Consider the following 16,589-nt stretch of genomic DNA (forward strand, 5'->3'; position numbering starts at 1 on the left):
AGGGGGTAGCTGGTAGCCAAGAGGCTGTTTGCTACCCCCTATCTTATTTAGGCCAAGCCACTAGTTCGCTCAGCGATTTCGTTTCCTGCTCCCCCGTCTTCATCGTTTTGACCGAGTAGGAGCCGGTCTTGACTTCCTCGCTACCAATGATGATCACTTTCGGGGCGTTGCGCTGGTCGGCGTACTTCATCATCTTACCGAGCTTGGCGGCGGAGGGATAGAGATCGGCGTTGCGACCGGCCTGCCGAAGCTTACCTACCAGTTCAAAGCCGTGGGCGAGGCTCTCATCGTCGAGGCAGAGGAGCAGGTATTCCAGGTCTTCGCTGGCGTCGGCGGGAAAGAGATCGAGTTCTTCCAGGACGTCGTAGATGCGCTCGGCACCGAAGCTGATGCCTACGCCGGGCAGGTCGCGACCGCCGAAGATGCCGGTCAGGTCGGCGTAGCGGCCACCGCCGGCGATGCTGCCCATCTTGACACCAGGGTGCGCGTCGGTATCGACGGCCACTTCGTAGATGCAGCCCGTGTAGTAGTTGAGGCCGCGGGCCAGGGTGACGTCGAATTCGACTTTGTTGGTGGTTTGGCCGATGGTATCGAAGACCGCTTGCAGCTCCTCGATGCCCTGCCGTCCTATCTCGCTGCTTTCCAGCAAAGGGGCTACCCGTTCCAGGCTGGTCACGCCCAGGAACTGCTTGATGGTGTCGATGGCCGCGTCGTCGACACCCCGTTCCCGGAGTTCCTTCTCTACTCCAGCCTCACCGATCTTGTCCAGTTTGTCGATGGCGATGGTGATGTCCATCATGCGGTCCTGGTGCCCGGCGATCTCCGCCAGTCCGGCCAGGATCTTGCGATTATTTAGGCGGATGACGGCCTTCAGTCCCAGCGCTGCAAATACGCCATCCAGCAACTGCGTCAATTCGGCCTCGTAGAGCAGCGAATCGGAGCCCACCACGTCGGCATCGCACTGGTAGAATTCGTTGTAGCGCCCTTTCTGCGGCCGGTCGGCCCGCCAGACGGGGGCAATGGCGTAACGCTTAAAGGGGAAGGCCAGGTCGTTCTGGTGCATGACCACGTAGCGGGCGAAGGGTACGGTGAGGTCGTAGCGTAGTCCCCGCTTCGAGATCTGCGGGAGTACGGCATCGCTGTCCTGCTCCGCCAGCTTCCCGGCGTCGGCCTTGCGGAGAAAATCCCCGTTGTTCAGCACCTTAAACAGCAATCTGTCGCCCTCCTCTCCGTACTTCCCGGTCAACGTCGACAGGTTTTCCATCACGGGGGTTTCGATGGGCTGGTAGCCGTAGCGATGGAAGAATTTCCGGATCACATCGAAGATGTAGTTGCGCCGGCGCACTTCGTGGGGCAGAAAGTCTCGGGTGCCTTTGGGGATGGACGGTTTCATGGGGGCGAAGGTAGGAGTTAGGGGGTTAAGGGGATAGGGGGTCAAGGGGTTAAGGTTGGCTTTGCTCGCCTGCGGCTTGTGGGGGAATGGATAAAGGGAATAGGGGGGTAAGGGGGTAAAGGATTACGCCTGAGCTCGCTTCGCTCGTTGCCGGCTCAGTTCGCCTGCGGCTCGTGGGAAAATGGTGAATTAGTGAATTTTTGCATTAGTGATTGGGCTGCCGCATGTGGGGTGCTCGCTGCGCTCGTGGGAAGCATTGCTCGCCTGCGGCTTGTGGGGTTCACACTGATTGGCTTCGCCGGCACGGATTCGCATTGCTCGGGCACGGATGGGCACGGATTGGCTGCGCCGCTACTTCGTGGTATCGGTCGGCTCTGCTCGCCTGCGGCTCGTGGTCCTCTCCCCCGGCCCCTCTCCAGGGGAGAGGGGTGACAGACCCGGGATGGCCGTTGGTGCTGAATATGCTGTCCGGGCTCGGTGAGGTCAGGGAGGTTCGGGCCATGTCGCTAATTGGGAATATGAAGCAGCAGGAAGATCTCCTCGGCTGAACCATTCCTGCTATGCAAACGGGGCCCCTCCCCCATTCGCCGCGCGGAGAAGGGACGGGGGAGAGGGTAGTCATCAAAGATCCAATTCTATAACAAGCAAGTCACCTATACCTACCCTGCGGGAAAAAATCCGTGTGTAATCCGTGCAAAAAATCTGTGAAATCCGTGTTGAGCCCCGAGCCGAAGGCGAGCAAAGCCATGCGGCAGCTTATTCACTAATCCAGTCCTTCAATAACTCACCATTCCTCTACGAGCGAAGCGAGCATCCACCTGCGGCAGCTAATTCACTAATCCAGTCCTTCAATAATTCACTAATTCAACCCCTCAACAATTCACCCGCCCGCCCGGCAAACGGATGCCCCGGCGAATCCGCAATCCGACCGAGCGCGGCCAGGCCAGCGTCCCGACGGTCGAGGGCGAGGAGGGCCAGGGCGTCGTACCATTCGGCGGCGTCGCGGTAGGGACTGGTGGCGTCGAGCTCGGCGAACCACTGGCGGGCGCGGGTGGGGTCGTCGAGAGCGAGGGCGGACACGCCGAGATAGAGGGGGGCGGCGGGATAGGCCGGGGCGGTAGGTAAGAGTTCGTCGTAGGCGGTGCGGTAGTCGCCGCGGTCGTAGTAGTAGAGGATGCGATTGAGGTCGCGCTCGTCGTCGGTTTGCGGGGGGGTGGTGGCGAAGAGGTTGGGATAGGGCTCGAAGGCGCGGGTGTAGAGGCTCGTGGGGGCGGCCCCGCCGAAGGTGTCGTAGGCCAGCCATCCCAGGACGCCGCAGAGGATGGCAGCGATGAGCATACCCACCGACAGGGAAGGCAGCTTGACGCGGCGGCGGGGACGCAGCTTGACCTCCTCCGATTCTTCTTCGATATCGCGGACCGGGGCGGTGGCTTCCGGGGCGGCAGTGTCGGATTCAGGATCTGGTTCGGGGTCGGGGGCTTCGCGGGCGAGGGTGGCCATCAGATCCTGGCGGCCGGCGATGCGGATGACCGATGGGTAGCGGAGGGCGGTTTCCGGGTCGTCGCCGGTGACGGCATCGCGGCAGTCGGCGATCTCATCGGGGAGGTCTTCGAGGGTGGCTTCGCGGTCGAGGGCGCGGGCGATGACGGCGGGCTCCATCTGGTGGTAGTCGGCCAGGAGGAGGAGCTGGCGGCAGTCATCGTCCTGGTTAAGGGTGACGAGCATGCGCTGTCCGCGTTCGTCGAGTTGGACGGGCTTGGGAAGGTGGTCGAGGGGGCCGTTACCCATCGGAAAACGATCGGACCGGACCTGGCCGTCGGCGAAGTAGACGGCAGCGACGGTGGTGACGTAGTCCATGATGTCACCGGTGTAGGGCCGCTCGGCCTGTAGGGTGGCCTCGTACCAGCCGACGAGGGAGCGGTGGAAGTTGAGCCGGCCCTGCTCCGCGGGGTAGCCACGACTTATAACCCAGTCGTTGTATTCGGGTAACAGTTCGGTAGCGTAGCGTCTTAGTTCGGCGAGGCGGCGGCCGTCTTGCATGCGGGAGCGGTTGGTTTGCGGACTGAATGTGACTACACTGCGTTGGCTGCGGAGAGGGAATCAAGTCCGTTGTCGAACACCGCTCGTCCCCCATCCGTTTGTATTAGTACACCAAAAACAAGTATCATGAGTGCAAGTGGAGATAAAATGCGGGGAGACTGGAAACAGGTCAAAGGCAAAGCCAAGCAACAGTACGGCAAGCTGACCGACGACGATCTCACCTACCAGGAAGGTAAACATGACGAGTTCATGGGTAACCTGCAAACGAAACTGGGTAAGTCCAAGCAAGAAGTGAAGGACTGGATCGACTCCCTGTAGATCACGAATAATCGGAAAACTTCCGGTCTTACCCCCGTTCAGGATACTGGGCGGGGGTAATTTCGTTTTACACGATCCGCTTTCTACCTGCGCTCCGCCGCAAAAAACGCCTAAAGCTTGCGCGGTGGAGAATCTAAAGGAACAAAAGCCAGGGTCAAGCCTTAATTAACTAAATTCGCGGTTCTCCCCGCAAGGGACGGAATCACACACAATTACCCCCATTACATGGCAGACATTCAAGAACTGAAAAAAATAGCCTCCCAGGTCCGGCGCGACATCATCCGGGAGGTGTATCTCTCGCAGAGCGGCCACCCCGGCGGCGCCCTCGGTAATACCGACCTGCTGGTCGCCCTCTACTTCGAGGTGATGAAGCATGACCCCTCCTTCAATATGGAAGCGCAGGGCGAGGATGTTTTCTTTCTATCCAACGGCCACATTTCGCCCGTTTTCTACAGCGTGCTGGCCCGCTCCGGCTACTTCCCCAAGGAGGAGTTGAAGACCTTCCGCGAGATCGACAGCCGCCTGCAGGGTCACCCCACCACCCACGAGGGACTGCCCGGCGTACGCGTCGCGTCCGGTTCACTCGGCCAGGGTGTCAGCGTTGCCATCGGCATGGCGCTTTCCAAGAAAATGAACGGCGATGACCGCACCGTCTTCGTCCTCACCGGCGACGGCGAGCAGCAGGAAGGCCAGATCTGGGAAGCCGCGCTCTTCGCGCCCCACAACAAGGTGGATAACCTCGTGCTCATCATCGACGACAACGGCCAGCAGATCGACGGCCCTACCCAGGAAGTTCTCGAACTCGGCAGCTTCGCCGATAAGTACAAGGCCTTCGGCTGGGACATCATGCGCATGAACGGCAACGACATGGAGGAAACCGTCAAGGTACTCAAGGAAGCCGCCGCCAAGCGCAACGGCAAACCGACCTGCATCGTCATGGATACCGAAATGGGTATGGGCGTGGACTTCATGGTCGGGACCCACCACTGGCACGGTAAGGCTCCCGATAAGGAGCAGGCGCACACCGCCCTGGACCAGCTGGAAGAAACCCTGGGTGACTTCGCCGCTGAAGGGATTTGATTTACGAATTACGATTGTCGATGTACGATCTACGATTTGCCCGCACGCAGACCGTCGCTAGTCCATCGCCATTGTAGCACCTACCGTAAATCGTATTTCGTAAATCAAAAATCGTATATCAACATGCTATCCCTCGATAAATTAAAATCAACCGGTAAGAAAGCCACCCGCGACGGGTTCGGCGCCGGACTCAAAGCCGCCGGCGACAAGCACGACAACGTCGTCATGCTCACGGCCGACCTGCGCGGCTCGATGAAATCGGAAGACTTCATCAATACCTACCCCGACCGCTTTATCCAAGTCGGTATCTCCGAAGCCAATATGATGGGCATCGCCTCCGGCCTGGCTACCGGTGGTAAGATCCCGGTGACGACGACCTTCGCGAACTTCAGTACGGGCCGCGTCTACGACCAGATCCGCCAGTCGATCGCCTACAGCGATAAAAACGTGAAGATCTGTGCCAGCCACGCCGGCCTGACGCTCGGTGAGGATGGTGCGACCCACCAGATCCTGGAAGACATCGGTATGATGCGTATGCTCCCGGGCATGACCGTCATCAACCCCTGTGACTACAACCAGACGGCCGCCGCCGTACAGGCCATCGTGGAGCACCACGGCCCCGTATACCTGCGCTTCGGTCGTCCGGGCTGGCCCGTCTTCATCCCCGAAGATACCAAGTTCGAGATCGGCAAGGCGCTGCCCCTGAGCGAGGGCACCGATGTGACCATCTTCGCCACCGGCCACCTGGTGTGGAAAGCCGTCGAGGCCGCCCGTCAGCTGGAGGAGGAAGGCATCAGCGTCGACCTGATCAACATCCATACCATCAAGCCTCTCGACGAGGAGGCCGTCATCGCCAGTGCCAAGAAAACCGGTGCCGTCGTGACCTGCGAAGAGCACAACAAGTACGGTGGCCTGGGAAGCGCCATCGCCGAGTGCCTCAGCAAGCACGCCCCCACCCCGCAGGAGTACGTCGCCACCGACGACACCTTCGGCGAATCCGGCACCGCCGACCAGCTCCTCGCCAAGTACGGCCTGGATACGCCGGACGTGGTTGCCGCGGTGAAGCGGGTGCTGAAGCGGAAGTAACGTCGTCCCGTCGTCCGCCGAAGGGGCATCAGCCGTACCGCGGGTTGGCTGATGGTCGTTCGTCTGCCGACGGGTAACCGCGATCGATATATAAAACCGGTTTCTCCTTCGGGGGGACCGGTTTTTTTATTTGGTGAATTTTTGAAGGACTGAATTCGTGAATTGGCTGCGGTGTGGGGGGCTCGCCTGCGGCTCGGGGGTAAGGGTGAATTGTTGAGGGACTAGATGAGTGAATTGGCTGCCGCACGGCTTTGCTCGCCTTCGGCTCGGGGCTCAACACGGATTTCGCGGATTTTTTGCACGGATTACACACGGATTTTTCCCCGCAGGGTAGGTTTAGGTGACTTGCTTGTAATGGAATTGGATCTTTGATGACTACCCTCTCCCCCGGCCCCTCTCCAGCGGAGAGGGGTGACTCGGCCTGTTTGCTCTTCTTTAACCAGCTTACGGCAACCCGTAACGCCAGCTATCCAGCCGCAGCGACTTCACCGGGCCGGAACAGTACCTATCTCACGGATAATACAGCCGGTAAGTCACCTCGCGCCATGCAAATATGGGCCCCTCCCCCATTCGCCGCGTGGTTATAGGACGGGGGAGAGGAAAACGACGCGAAGCGAGCAAAGCCAACCAAAATCCGTGCGAATCCGTGCCCTAATCCGCGAAATCCGTGTGAACCCCGCCGCAGGCAAAACGAGCGAAGCGAGCAGAGCCAACCAAAATCCGTGCGAATCCATACCCTAATCCGTGAAATCCGTGTGAACCCCGCCGCAGGCAAAACGAGCGAAGCGAGCAGAGCCGACCGAAATCCGTGCGAATCCGTGCCCTAATCCGCAAAATCCGTGTGAACCCCGCCGCAGGCAAAACGAACGAAGCGAGCAGAACCGACCAAAATCCGTGCGAATCCGTGCCCTAATCGGCGAAATCCGTGTGAACCCCGCCGCAGGCGAAAACGAGCGAAGCGGGCAAAGCCAACCGAAATTCCGTGTGAACCCCGCCGCAGGCAAAAACGAGCGAAGCGAGCAGAACCAACCAAAATCCGTGCGAATCCGTGCCCTAATCCGCAAAATCCGTGTGAACCCCGCCGCAGGCAAAAACGAGCGAAGCGAGCAGAGCCGATCAAAATTACGTGAGAACCCCGCCGCAGGCGAAAACGAGCAAAGCGAGCCCCCTACCGCGGCAGCCATTCAGTCCTTCATTAATTCACCCATTCAGTCCTTACCCCACGCCTCACTAATTCAAAAATTCAGTACTTCACCAATTAAATCCCCCCCATGGAAGCACCCATCAAACTGACCCTGGCCCGCAAAGACTACCAGCTAAAGCAAATCCTGCAGCTGCAGAAGGCCAACCTCATGGAAAGCGTAGACGCCGATACCGCGAGCACGCAAGGCTTCGTGACGGCTACCCACGACCTGTCCCTGCTGAAGCGGATGGCGGAGACCGCCGCCCCGGTGATCGCGATACGGGAACGGACGGTGCTGGGGTACTGCCTGGCGATGGACCGATCGTTTGGGGAGGATGTGTCGGCGCTCACGTTTTTGATCAAGCGGCAGGACGGGTTGATGCACCGCGGGAAACTGCTCGGGGATAGCGAATACCTCATCATGGGGCAGATCTGCGTGGCCGAGGAAGCCCGGGGGAAGAAGCTGCCCGATCGCATGTATAAGTACATGCGGGCCTGCTACCACCTGCGGTATACGTACTGCGTCACCGCCGTGGACGCGCGGAACACGCGGTCGCTACACGTACACCAGCGAGTGGGCTTCGAGGAGCTGGACCGCTTCCAGTCGCCGGACGGGCGGAACTGGGTACTCGTTATTTGGAATTGGCGCGACGGGATGGAGGGCTTTGAATAGCTAGCCGCAGGTCGTTGCACTCGGTATAAGGGAGCTGGGGGATGAGATTTTCCCCACCGTCGGTGAGGTGGAGGAAGAAGTCGCTCTCCAGGTCGACGATGATGAGTTGTTCGCCGAGGTAGATGAGCTTGGCGCGGTCGATGGCAGGGGGAAAGTGGATGGCTTCCTCGACGTCCACGGTGATCTGGCGGGTGGAGCCCTTCTTCTTGGCGGGCGTGAAGGTGAAGGACAGGCGATCTTCTTCGCCCATCTCCTGCATGCGGGTTTCCGTGATCTCGCCGATGGCGGCGAAGGCACGGTCGGCCTCGGGGGCGTCGTCGTCCAGGTAGTAGTTGTAGTTGTCGACCAGCAATTCCGCATCGACGCCGGCGACCGGGAGCTGCGAATCGTCATCGCTACAGGCGGACAGGGTGAGCGCAAGGCACAGGACGGCCAGGGCTAGGCGGGTAGAAAGCATGTTGTTGGTTTTAGCAAATCGACGAAGGCGCTCTGAATGTACCGCCTTTTGATTGGAATAGCAAGGGGGCTTCGCGATCATGAAGAGAAAGGTGCAAATAATTCTCCACATGATCTCCGGCAGAGCACAAGCAATTTATTGATGGAATATGCCCCGAATGATCTATCAAATGTTCTAATCTATCGATTCAGCGCAGAATATTGTAGAATAATGAGGGTATGTGACTTGAAACGGCTAACTCCGTGCACTAGTTTCACACAATCGATTGTCGATCATAATAACCACCCATGCAAAAAATGCTATACCGCCTATTTTTCATCCCCCTTGTGGCCCTGCTGTCCGTCGGGACGCTGCAGAGCCAGGACGTTCCCTTGGTGTACGACCAGGAAAACACCGGTGCCGACTGCCCGGATCCGACCCTACCCGCCCTGGAGGACCTGCCCGTCGTGGAACCCCTCACCGATCCCTTCCTGTCGTCCGACGGTACCACCCGGGACCTCATCTTCGCCAACTGGGAATGCCGCCGCAACGAAATCCGCGCCGAGATCGAGCACTACGAGATCGGCGAGAAACCCGGCGCGCCGGATGAGCTCACGGCCGCCTACACCCCGGCGGACTGCATGCTCACCGTCAACGTCACCGTGGGGGAAAACACCCTGACCCTGACCTCCCAAATCGTTCTTCCGGAGGGCGACGGTCCCTTCCCCATGGTCATCGGGATGGGCGGCCCTACGGGAAGCCTCCCGGTAGACATCTTCGCCAGCCGCGACATCGCCCGCATGGGCTTCAACTTCGGCCAGGTGATGGCACACACCCAGACCCGCGGCAACGAACCCATCAATTCCCTCTATCCCGACCTAACCTACATCGGCGCGTACAGCGCCTGGTCGTGGGGCGTCAGCCGACTGATCGACGGCCTGGAACTGGTCGCCGGCGAAGTGCCGGTCGACCTACAGCACCTCGCGGTGACGGGCTGTTCCTTCGCCGGTAAGATGGCCCTCTTCGCCAGTGCCTTCGACGAACGCATCGCCCTCACCATCGCCCAGGAGTCGGGCGGGGGTGGCGCCGCCGCCTGGCGGGTATCCGAGACCCTCGGCAACGTCGAGACACTGGGCAACACCAGCCGGGCGTGGTTCATCGAGGATCTTTTCGACTTCACCAATGACGTGCCCCGCCTCCCCTACGATCACCACGAGCTGATGGCGATGGTGGCCCCACGGGCACTGCTTGTACTGGGCAATCCGGACTTCGAATGGCTGGCCGATGAGTCGGGCTATGTATCCAGTCGGGCCGCGCACGAGGTCTGGAAGGCCTTCGGCGTCGAGGACCGCTTCGGCTTTTCCATCGTCGGCGGACACGGCCACTGCGCGCTGCCCGAGGTCCAGATGCCAGAAGTGGAGGCCTTCGTGGAGAAATTCATGCTGGGTAACGAGGACGCGAATACCGACGTCACCGTCCACCCCTACGAAGACGTCAACTACGAGCGCTGGTACGAGTGGTGGGGCACGGACGATGCGACCTTCCCGGCCCGCGATACGACGGGCGACCGCCTGCAGACCTACGAGATCGAATGCGCGCCCTACATCGGTACGGACTGGGTGCTCGGCATGGACGAAGCCGCCTCCAACACCGGCTACCTGACGGTGACCGCCGGTCTGGGGTCCGTCCCCGAAGCCCCCACGGATTCATCGGCCTACATCGTCCTGCCCTTCTCCGTCGATACCTCCGGTTCCTTCACGGTCTACGGCCGCGTGAATTGCCCCTCCGCCGACGATGACTCCTTCTGGGTAAAGGTGGACGACGGCGACTTCTCGGTGCAGAACGGCCTGACCACCACCGGCTGGCAGTGGGAGCGCATGGGCAGCTTCGACCTCGAGCCGGGAGACCACGAACTGACCATCGCCTACCGCGAGGACGGCGCCCTGCTCGACAAGATCGCCATCCAGAACTACCCTGACGCCCCGGATTCCACCTCACTGGTGGCCGCCACCCTGTGTACGGTCGACACCACGAGTACCTCCGTCAGCATACTGCATCCGGCCGACGGCTATACCCTCCGGCAAAACTTCCCGAACCCATTCGGTAATCAGACGACCATCGCCTTCACCCTGCCGACCAGCAGCTACGTATCCCTTCGGGTATTCAACGTGGCCGGTAGGCAGGTCGCCGAACTGGCCGATAACGTCTACCCCGCCGGCGAGACCACCCTCCCCTTCCAGGCGAGCGGCCTGCCCGACGGCACCTATTACTACACCTTCCGCGCGGGTACGTACACCGCCACCGGTAAGATGATCCACAGACGATAGCGGTAGCTCGGGGGCGGGCAACCAGCGGACGATGTTGCGGGTTATTCATGTAGCTACACCGAATTGTCATGAACTACCGTACCGTCGCCAACGTCTTGCCCGCCCACGAACTGAGCATGGGCATCCTGAAGGTCTACCAGCCCCTGCCCACGCAGCGGGTGGACCAGGTCGATCCCTTCCTGCTGCTGCACCACTTCGGTCCGGTGGCGGTGGAGGCCGGCGGACGCGATCCGCTTGACCTGGGCCCCCACCCCCACCGCGGCTTCGAGCCGGTGACTTTTCTGTACCGGGGCGGCATCCGGCACCGCGACAGCCGCAGCAACACCGGTTACCTGCAGGCCGGCGACGTACAGTGGATGACGGCCGGTCGCGGCATCATCCACAGTGAGCGCGCCAGCAAGGCCTTCATGGAGACCGGCGGCACGCTGGAGGGCATCCAGCTCTGGGTTAACCTCGCCCCGGACGATAAGATGGTCCAGCCCCGCTACCAGGACCTCAAGGCAGCGGACATCCCCACCGTGGATTTGGGCGGCGGAGCGCAGGTAAAGGTGGTCGCCGGCAACCTGGACGGCACCCCCGGAGCGGCCCGAACCTATACCCCGCTCAACGCCTGGCAACTGACCCTCGCCCCCGGCGCGACGGCCGACCTGCACGTACCGGAAGACCACAACCTAGCCGCCTACCTCCTGGATGGCGGCATCGCCTCCTCCTCCGGATTCGACAACCCTGCCCGCACCCTGCTCCACTACCGCAACGACGGCGAGGGCATCCGGCTATTTAATACCGGAAGCGATACCGCCCGCGCCCTGATCCTTAGCGGCGCGCCGATCGGCGAACCGGTGGTGAGCCACGGTCCGTACGTCATGAACACCCAAACGGAGATCATGCAGGCGATGCGCGATTACGGTCAGGGGAAGTTCGGCTTCTACGTGGAGGAGTAGGCCGGCCCGCCGCAAGGGCCTATCTTGGGCAGGTACCCTACCCTGTTCCATGTACACCCCTCCTCTGCCCTTTTTCGTTGTCCTGTCCCTCATTATCGCGGCACTGCTCGTCAGTCATCGGGTCAAGGCCCAGGAGTTCGCTCCGCTGGGCGCGACGTGGACCTACGAGGTCGGCGACGAGACGCCTAACCTGGAGGTGGTCGCTATCCAATTCACCGCGGATCGGGACACGGTACTGGCCGGCCGCTCGGCCCGGGTGATCGAAGGAGCCAACCTCTACGACAACGGCGTCTGGCAGCCCATCGGTAGCGAGATCGTGACCGGCAACTTCGACTCGGTCTATGTCTGGATCCAGGACTCCTTCCACCTCATCTTCGACTTCACGGTCGCGGCGGGCGATACGGTCGTGGTGACCGAGCAACCCTTTCGCGGCTTCTTCTATCCAGTCAACCAAGACTACGACCCCTTCACCTACCAAGTAGACAGCGTGCGCACGGAAACGATCGCGGGCGACGACCTCCTGCTCCAGTACGTATCGTACCCGGACACCACCTACGACGAAAATATCACGCAGTGGGGGTTCCTCAACGGCACGGAATACGGCGGCGACGTTCCGGGCCAGGTCCTGCAGGGTGTTGGTTCCCTGGGCCGGGAAAGCATGCTGGGCACCACTGCCGGCCTCACCTACATCGGCCTCTACAGCCCCGACCGCCTGACCTGCTACCGCGATGCTACCCGCGACTACCGCTTCCGGGGCGTAGACTGCGAGGCCCTGATCGCTCGGTACACGGACCCCAGCAGCGTAGAAACCATCAAAGCCTTCAAAGGCCGCATCTACCCCAACCCCTTTGCCTCCACCCTCCACGTGGAGCCGGCACCGGGTTCGGTCATCCGCCAAATCGTCGTCCGCGACCTCCTGGGGCGGACGGTGGCCCGGCGGGTCGGCGGTGATGGGCCGCTGGATTTATCGCGGCTGGTGGCGGGTACGTATCAGGTGATCGTCTTGGATGGGGAGGGAGTTTGGAGGGTGGTCCGGGTGGTGAAGCGTTAGGGGGCGTATTCTTTGACAAGTAGCCCACACTGACCCTAGGCGCGCGAGCTCGTCGTACCGAAGTGGGCGGCGGAGCGCAGGTAAATAGCTATTCAACGATACGCGTGCCGGCATCTATTCCAGATTCATTTTCGGTTGAGATGGACGAGCCTAGTACACTAGCCTATTTCGTAATACATCGCGTAGAGGCTATATACCCGTCAGTGGATAGACCGTTTACGGAGTTGGTTTGCTTTATCTTCGGGTTGCGTGTTAGGTGCTGCATAGAGTGTATACCCGTCAATAATTGCGGGGCCATTGGGTGTATATGCGCAATGCGTTTGCAGGATTGTTGGGCGAAACAACTGCCATTAAAGGCAAGCCGAAGGAATTCGACATTCAATGAAAACTTATAACAAATCAGCCATAAATTATGGCAAAATTTCGGCGTAGTTCCAAATTTAATGTAGTAATAATTATTTGTCATGAAAATATGTATTCACTGTGCTGAATTTATCGATGGAGAGTCGACTAAATGTACAAGTTGTGGAAATGTACCTAGTATACCGACTGTAATTTATAACTTCTCTGAAGATGCGGTTTCATATGGCTATCAGTACAGAATAAGGTATGAGGATCAGGTGAAAAAATATGGCAGAGTTAGAATCATGTACTCTCTGCCAGGAATACACGAACTATTTATATTTCTAGCTGGTGCTGCTTTAAGTGGAATTGTTGGAAATATTTCTACAGACGGATTTAAAGCATTATGCAATAAGATTTTGCGACAATTGAGAAATGTCCAACCCGACAATAGTCTCGATGAGATTTTGAATTTACTCAACGATGAAAATAAACTAATTGAATTTTATGAATACGTTCAGGCATACTATCATGATATGCCGCATATCAATAGAGAAGTTATGATTGCGCTACGTCAAGAAAGATTAGCGAATGCTGTGTCTGATCTTATAAAGGAAGATCAAAATCTTTCGCCTGGACAAGCGGTACGTATAGCGATGAGTAAGCCTGATAATCAAAATATGTACACCAAACCATCGATTGATGAATTAAAGGTGATTATGGATTGTTACAGAAACTTGAATAGTGATTCAAAAAATAATGATGCGCATTAGTGTTGTATGCAAGACGCTGGCATCGAATTTTCAACTCAAATACATTTACTAAGATTTTCAATTTAGGTGTTTATGCGTCACCAGCAAAATGAATCTTACAATTGTGTAAATTAGCAGATTATTTTAAACTTGTCATTAAAGCTAGTTTATAATTTATTTATAGCATTCCGATATTATTCTTTGTCCCATTATAATGAGTTTTAACAAAAACAATTAAAATTAGGAATGAAAGATTTCTCAATTGATCTGCAGCAAGAAAATTTCTATTTCAACAAAACTTCAAAATATTTTGAAGAAGTAGCAAGCTCTTATCATAATGAAAATTATCGTGGAACCTTAGTTCTATTGTATAGCGTTGTGATTTGCGATGTGCTTTTCAAATTGACAGAATTAAAGGAAGTGTACTCTGATTCAACAGCGCAATCCATTCTTGATGAAATTGAGCAAATAAGATCAAAAAACCCTAAATCGTCAGATTGGGAAAAGGGCCTTATTGAAATGGTGAGTGAGAGAACAGACTTGTTTGATATAGGCACTCATGAAAATATTATATTCCTTGAAAAACATAGGCACTTATGTGCACATCCAGTTCTTACCAATGAATTTGAACTCTATCAACCCAATAGAGAAACAGCCCGGGCACATATAAGAAATATGGCCGAGGGGCTATTCTTACGATCGCCGATCCTTTCAAGGAAAGTGTTTTTGAATTTAATCCAAGATCTAGTAGTCAAAAAATCTGTATTTGTAACGCAGATAGATCTAAATAGATATCTGGAATCTAAGTATTTTAAAAAATTAAGTCAAAGAGCCTTAGAAGCTGTTTTTAAAGATTTATGGAAATTTGTATTTGTCTTGGATAATGCCGAAGCCACTGAACATAGGTTGATAAATTATCAAGCTCTAAAGTCTATAATTCAGTATAAGTCCGAAAGCATATTGAATTATTATATAGAGCATATAATGTATTTTTCAGATACAGTTGGGATAAACAATGTTGATAGGCTAATTGACTTCTATAGCAGGCACGAGGCTTTCTATACACCACTAGAACAATCCGCAAAACTTCAGATAGAAAACAGAGCTGATAAATCAAGACGGTCATTTGTGAAAGGCTGGTTCTTAGCAAATTCGTTTGTAAGTCATTTTGAAAAGGTTAAACAGTTTGTTTCTCAATATGTAGATTTAGAATTTATCGTAGAAGACGAGCCAATGATCGAATTATTAGAAATAGCTTTTGAAAAAGGCTATGCCAATGAGGCTTTATCTTTTTGTATTCATCACTACACGACTAGTAACACTTACGACTCAGCAAACAAACGATTTCGATTGTACATCATCCCGTTTATAGAACAATTTACAGAAGGTCATCTTGTAAAGCTGTTTGAAGGAATTGATCAAAATAGCCAAACATATGACCGTAGGAGAGGCCATGAGGATCACCGACAATTAATAAAGCTGGCGATTGAAAAGTTTCCCCAGATACAATTGGCTCAGTTTTCAAACTTACAATTATAATCGCCAACACCGCGCCATCGTCAAGCCGGTTATGGTGGTTTTTGGTTTCGAGATGGCCTTTATAGCTCACCTAAAGCTAGTTCAGTTCCAAATGCTAGCTGGTACAACCGGCCTGCGTTGGCGCCCCCGTTGGGCAAAATCACAGCACGACTTGCCATTATCAAATAAAAGTTGACGTAAACCGTAAATAGTTGTATCTTAGAGTCAATCTGAACTCGATGACGCTGAAAGACGCAAAGACTGGTCAACATCTCGCTGCAGTCATCGCTAAGCTTGTAGATTCAGATTTTGCTCAGATTAGACGCACAAGAGACTATATTTTTAAATGGGAAGATGAAAAGCAATATGAAGTGCTTAAAATTTTCCTTAAAAATGAAAACGATAAGATTCTCGGTCTGATGTCTTTGATTGATCGGCAGGACGAATATAGGATTCACCTTAATCTTATCGAAGTCGCACAGACGAACGTCGGTAGACAAAAGAAAATCAACAATATCGCGGGCTGTCTCATCGCCACAGCTTGTAAGATCTCATTCGATCGGGGATACAATGGATTCGTATCTCTCAAACCAAAAACAAGGCTTATACCACTCTATCAGGACAAATATGGCTTTCGACAATACGGCAGATTTTTGGCAATTGAGGGCCGCGATTCGGATTTACTAATCAGAAACTATCTCTACGATGAAGACGAGTGAAGAAGTATATAACGAGCTTCGCAAAAAATACACCGACGAAGAAATAGCAGAAAGCTTCGTCTTTAATGACGATAGTCTAAGTGCTGAAGAGAACGAGGCTGCTGAGCGTGAATTTCGAGAATTGAGATTGAACCAAATTCAGTCATTGACAGAAGAACAAAAATTATTTGGCGACCTAATGCAGATGAAATATAGCATACTGGATTACTTTGACGGCGGTAAGTTTGATCCGGCCTTCAGTTTTGCTAGCCAGCTAAAAAAGTACTCGATCATTATCAATCGAAGTAACAAGTCTTTTGCTGCTGATCTTGATCTACATTACACTAAACTCAGTAGAATTATAAACGGAAAGGATAATCCAAGCATTGAGCTTATGTATCGACTGGAAGAGCACAGTAAAAGTGAGCTGCCAGCCCATTATTGGTGGAGGATTTATTCCAAAGAGCTAGAACATAAAATTATAACTGATTTGGAAAAGCGAGTACAAGAATCAAAGAAGGTATCAAATAGTATAAATATAAGAGCCTGACTAAGTATCAAGTGAAAGGGCTGGCTCAGAAGTACATATGTCGATTAAGTATTAAAAATTCGCTGAACAATGTGCCAACTCCATTAAGTTACGGCAATAAGCGTCATACTGGAACCTTCACCGTGGCTCCTTTTACACCAGCATTGCTTCGAGCGGGTTGACTAAGTATCTTTGGAATATAGTTCCCCCGTCCGGCCGTGA

The 16,589-nt window shown here is 55.3% G+C and carries 14 protein-coding genes; 11 read left to right on the top strand and 3 right to left on the bottom strand.

The annotated features are described in order from the left end of the window. Nucleotides 1–43 precede the first annotated feature (43 nt). The gene (gene hisS / locus DRW39_RS07205; RefSeq protein WP_116106332.1) at nucleotides 44–1,393 is read right to left on the bottom strand and encodes a histidine--tRNA ligase; all 1,350 of its coding nucleotides are present in this window, start codon (nucleotides 1,391–1,393) and stop codon (nucleotides 44–46) included. Nucleotides 1,394–2,257: 864 nt separating this feature from the next. Then, entirely contained in the window at nucleotides 2,258–3,433 is a 1,176-nt protein-coding gene (locus DRW39_RS07210) for a hypothetical protein (protein ID WP_116106333.1), read from the bottom strand. Nucleotides 3,434–3,559: 126 nt separating this feature from the next. Between DRW39_RS07210 and DRW39_RS07215 the strand changes: the two genes are divergently transcribed. The 4 genes from DRW39_RS07215 to DRW39_RS07230 all read left to right on the top strand — a co-directional run bounded on the left by DRW39_RS07215 (nucleotide 3,560) and on the right by DRW39_RS07230 (nucleotide 7,773). After that, nucleotides 3,560–3,751 (top strand): CsbD family protein, encoded by a 192-nt coding sequence (locus tag DRW39_RS07215; protein WP_116106334.1) that lies wholly within the window; start codon nucleotides 3,560–3,562, stop codon nucleotides 3,749–3,751. 225 nt (nucleotides 3,752–3,976) lie between these two features. After that, complete coding sequence (locus DRW39_RS07220) at nucleotides 3,977–4,831, top strand: transketolase (protein ID WP_116106335.1); 855 nt, start codon at nucleotides 3,977–3,979, stop codon at nucleotides 4,829–4,831. A 123-nt stretch (nucleotides 4,832–4,954) separates the two neighbouring features. Beyond that, the gene (locus tag DRW39_RS07225; protein WP_116106336.1) at nucleotides 4,955–5,917 is read left to right on the top strand and encodes a transketolase family protein; all 963 of its coding nucleotides are present in this window, start codon (nucleotides 4,955–4,957) and stop codon (nucleotides 5,915–5,917) included. A 1,271-nt stretch (nucleotides 5,918–7,188) separates the two neighbouring features. Next, complete coding sequence (locus DRW39_RS07230; RefSeq protein ID WP_116106337.1) at nucleotides 7,189–7,773, top strand: GNAT family N-acetyltransferase; 585 nt, start codon at nucleotides 7,189–7,191, stop codon at nucleotides 7,771–7,773. On the opposite strand, the gene DRW39_RS07235 is transcribed toward DRW39_RS07230, so the two are convergent. Next, nucleotides 7,733–8,230, bottom strand: a complete 498-nt coding sequence (locus DRW39_RS07235) for a hypothetical protein (protein WP_116106338.1) — start codon at nucleotides 8,228–8,230, stop codon at nucleotides 7,733–7,735. The genes DRW39_RS07230 and DRW39_RS07235 overlap by 41 nt on opposite strands. A 287-nt stretch (nucleotides 8,231–8,517) precedes the next feature. Here DRW39_RS07235 and DRW39_RS07240 point away from each other — a divergent pair, with 287 nt between their 5' ends. The 7 genes from DRW39_RS07240 to DRW39_RS07270 all read left to right on the top strand — a co-directional run bounded on the left by DRW39_RS07240 (nucleotide 8,518) and on the right by DRW39_RS07270 (nucleotide 16,388). Next, a complete protein-coding gene (locus tag DRW39_RS07240; RefSeq protein WP_116106339.1) occupies nucleotides 8,518–10,536 on the top strand; it encodes a T9SS type A sorting domain-containing protein in 2,019 nt (672 codons plus the stop codon). 68 nt (nucleotides 10,537–10,604) lie between these two features. After that, nucleotides 10,605–11,477 (top strand): pirin family protein, encoded by an 873-nt coding sequence (locus DRW39_RS07245; RefSeq protein WP_116106340.1) that lies wholly within the window; start codon nucleotides 10,605–10,607, stop codon nucleotides 11,475–11,477. A gap of 49 nt (nucleotides 11,478–11,526) precedes the next feature. Then, nucleotides 11,527–12,528 carry a T9SS type A sorting domain-containing protein gene (locus DRW39_RS07250; RefSeq protein ID WP_116106341.1) on the top strand — a complete coding sequence of 334 codons (1,002 nt, stop codon included), beginning with the start codon at nucleotides 11,527–11,529 and terminating at the stop codon, nucleotides 12,526–12,528. A gap of 464 nt (nucleotides 12,529–12,992) precedes the next feature. Then, complete coding sequence (locus tag DRW39_RS22205; protein ID WP_157975982.1) at nucleotides 12,993–13,643, top strand: hypothetical protein; 651 nt, start codon at nucleotides 12,993–12,995, stop codon at nucleotides 13,641–13,643. Nucleotides 13,644–13,868: 225 nt separating this feature from the next. Then, nucleotides 13,869–15,161, top strand: a complete 1,293-nt coding sequence (locus DRW39_RS07260; RefSeq protein WP_116106343.1) for a hypothetical protein — start codon at nucleotides 13,869–13,871, stop codon at nucleotides 15,159–15,161. A 218-nt stretch (nucleotides 15,162–15,379) separates the two neighbouring features. Then, nucleotides 15,380–15,859 carry a hypothetical protein gene (locus DRW39_RS07265; RefSeq protein WP_116106344.1) on the top strand — a complete coding sequence of 160 codons (480 nt, stop codon included), beginning with the start codon at nucleotides 15,380–15,382 and terminating at the stop codon, nucleotides 15,857–15,859. After that, nucleotides 15,846–16,388, top strand: a complete 543-nt coding sequence (locus tag DRW39_RS07270) for a hypothetical protein (RefSeq protein WP_116106345.1) — start codon at nucleotides 15,846–15,848, stop codon at nucleotides 16,386–16,388. The genes DRW39_RS07265 and DRW39_RS07270 overlap by 14 nt, the downstream gene beginning before the upstream one ends. The last annotated feature ends 201 nt before the right edge of the window (nucleotides 16,389–16,589 follow it).

The sequence above is a fragment of the Lewinella sp. IMCC34191 genome (assembly GCF_003390935.1).
GTDB lineage: Bacteria > Bacteroidota > Bacteroidia > Chitinophagales > Saprospiraceae > Neolewinella.